The sequence below is a fragment of the Chloroflexota bacterium genome, from assembly GCA_018648225.1.
Lineage (GTDB): Bacteria > Chloroflexota > Anaerolineae > Anaerolineales > UBA11858 > NIOZ-UU35.
Map to the genome: position 1 here is coordinate 2,178 of JABGRQ010000095.1, position 2,505 is coordinate 4,682.

Annotated in this window: 3 protein-coding genes; all 3 read right to left on the bottom strand. The window is 49.8% G+C overall.

Annotated elements, in window-relative coordinates:
- Positions 1-917: pseudouridine-5'-phosphate glycosidase (locus tag HN413_08550; protein MBT3390446.1), on the bottom strand; the 917-nt coding region annotated here is incomplete at its 3' end.
- 13 nt (positions 918-930) lie between these two features.
- Entirely contained in the window at positions 931-2,100 is a 1,170-nt protein-coding gene (locus HN413_08555; protein ID MBT3390447.1) for a hypothetical protein, read from the bottom strand.
- A 19-nt stretch (positions 2,101-2,119) separates the two neighbouring features.
- Positions 2,120-2,488: a hypothetical protein gene (locus HN413_08560; protein MBT3390448.1), complete on the bottom strand. Its 369-nt coding sequence runs from the start codon at positions 2,486-2,488 to the stop codon at positions 2,120-2,122.
- Positions 2,489-2,505 lie beyond the last annotated feature (17 nt).

Here is a 2,505-nt window from a genome sequence, read left to right on the forward strand (position 1 = left end):
GGATTTTTCAAACGCGCATACGCAACCGAGATTTGCGCCGCGATGCGGGCATTGTTGAGCAGCAACGCCAGATTAGTCTCGAGACTTTCTTTTCCAGTAAGTTCACTCACACGTTCCAATAAAAACGGGGTGACGGCCTGACCGCGCACCTGCTGCTGCTCGGCTTCAAGGAGCGCCTGCGCAATGGCATTTTCCACATCCCCGGCAGGCAAAGCGGACTCGCTCGGGGGTGGCGCAACCACGAGCAACGCGCTGCCAATCCCCAGGGACCAGTGCGCATCGGCCAATGCGGCGACTTCTTCGGGCGAGTCCGCACGCACGCTCACCGGCAATCCGCTGGATGCCGCAAAAAACGCCGGGAACTCATCCGTCTGATAGCCAACCACGGGCACGCCCGCGGTCTCAAGATATTCGAGCGTGGCTGGCAAATCCAAAATCGACTTGGCCCCGGCGCAAACCACGATCACCGGCGTGCGCGAAAGTTCGGGCAAATCGGCAGAAATATCAAAAGCCGGGCTGCGATGCACCCCGCCAATGCCGCCCGTAGCGAAGACTGGTATCCCCGCGGCGTGTGCGGCAATCAGCGTGCCTGCTACGGTCGTGCCCCCGCTCTCTTTACGGGCAATCGCGGGCGCGAAATCGCGGCGGCTGATTTTTCGTAGTTTTTTGGCATTAATCATACGCTCAATTTGGTCTGCACTCATGCCCACATGAATCAAGCCATCCAAAATACCAATCGTCGCCGGGGTGGCGCCATGCTTGCGAACTTCGGGTTCCATATTCTGCGCTAACTGCACATTCTGCGGGTAAGGCAAACCGTGGGTCAGCACCGTAGTCTCCAACGCTACCAGCGGTGCAGCACTCTGTTTGGCTTTCGAAACTTCAGGGGCATATTCAAAGTATTTTTGTGTATTCATACGGCTAATTATATTACGAACCAATCGGTTTCAATATTGCCACCACAGAACCGCGAATAAGGTATTGCTTTTCGCTATCATCACCTTCTCGGAATTCGTGAGGCTGATGAATTGGGTTGTGGCTCTCGGGGCGAAAAATAAACTTTCTATCTTGCACAATAAATCGTTTCAACGTACTTTGCGCATCCACATCGTGAATTTCAACCGCCACAATATCATTTGAGTTGGCAGCATCACCACTGCGAAGCAAGACATAATCGCCATCGTTGATCTCGGCCTTATTCATGCTATCGCCCGTAACACGCAACACAAAATAATTTATCCGCAGATCAATCGCAATCGAGGCGGATTCGCCATGAATATCATGCACTTGATACAGAAGATCATCAATTTGAAGTTGACCAACCTCAAGATTGCTACAGTATTCTGGGTTATCCAAAAGAAGTCCGATGGGAATGCCCGCCGGAATTTCACTCAAAACCGGCCACCATTTTAGGAATGCCTTCTTCAGACGGGTATTTGATGATTGTTTATTTTTACCTCGTGGAGCTTTATTTCTCGGCCAAGCTTCATCTCCAGCCGCATCAGAATCTGCAGCAGAAGAAGCCTGCTCGGCATCTTGCGCATCGGTATTTTTTCGCTTATCCGCAACGGCGGGTTTTTCGCTCTGAAAAGTCATTTTTTCCAGATCAAACCCCATTTCTTCATATCGCTCCTCGTACCACGTTTTTTTCTCAGAAGCCATAAAATAATCATCGGCTAGAAGGCTGCGGATAATGCTTCGACTCCGCCGCCATACATTAATCGCATTATCGCGTTCAGCAGGAAGTTCCCAGTAGATGCATCCCAAAATCCATAATGTCACTGCAGTCCCATGTTGATCGGGGCAATATCGCTCGATAGCCTGGTTTAAATACTCCACAGCCCGTTCTAAATACCCCAATTCATAAATATCACAAGCACATTCCACACGCGCCTCAGCCATTTCTGCACAGACACCAAAGTTATCGCAAACCCGGATCGTTTGCTCGATATAGGCCCAGGCTGACGAGAATTTCTGTGTTTTTATCATCTCGTCAATCTCTGAAAGCATTTTTTTAATGGTTTTGCCAACCGCACTCTCAGAATCTCTGTTCAGGTTTTTGTGCGCTTCTTCGAGCGTGAATTTTAGCTCTTTTGTCATTTAATTATCCCCGGAGAAATCACCCACGCGGCGGAGGCAATTCGCGCGGTGGTTGCATCCCCCTCCACATAGATAAATCACTTCCAGACATCCCGTCTAATAATTGGGCGGTTCTCGTCAAAATAATGGTACGAATGCGTTCATGAGAAGTATCTTCATCCAAATCGCCAATAGCTTCCAGAATACTCATAATAATACCCGCCTCAGCTTCAGCACGTCCGATTTCTAATAACGAAGCTCGCCGAGCATCGCCATACGCTCGCCGCACATTGGCACCGCCTACCCATTTTGAACCCCAAACTTCAACAAGTTGTTCCTCAATTCGTTTATCTGCGATTTCAAAATGCCCAATATCTACCCAAATCAACTCGGCTCCAAGGCCACGCAAACGATTTCGTATGCCTG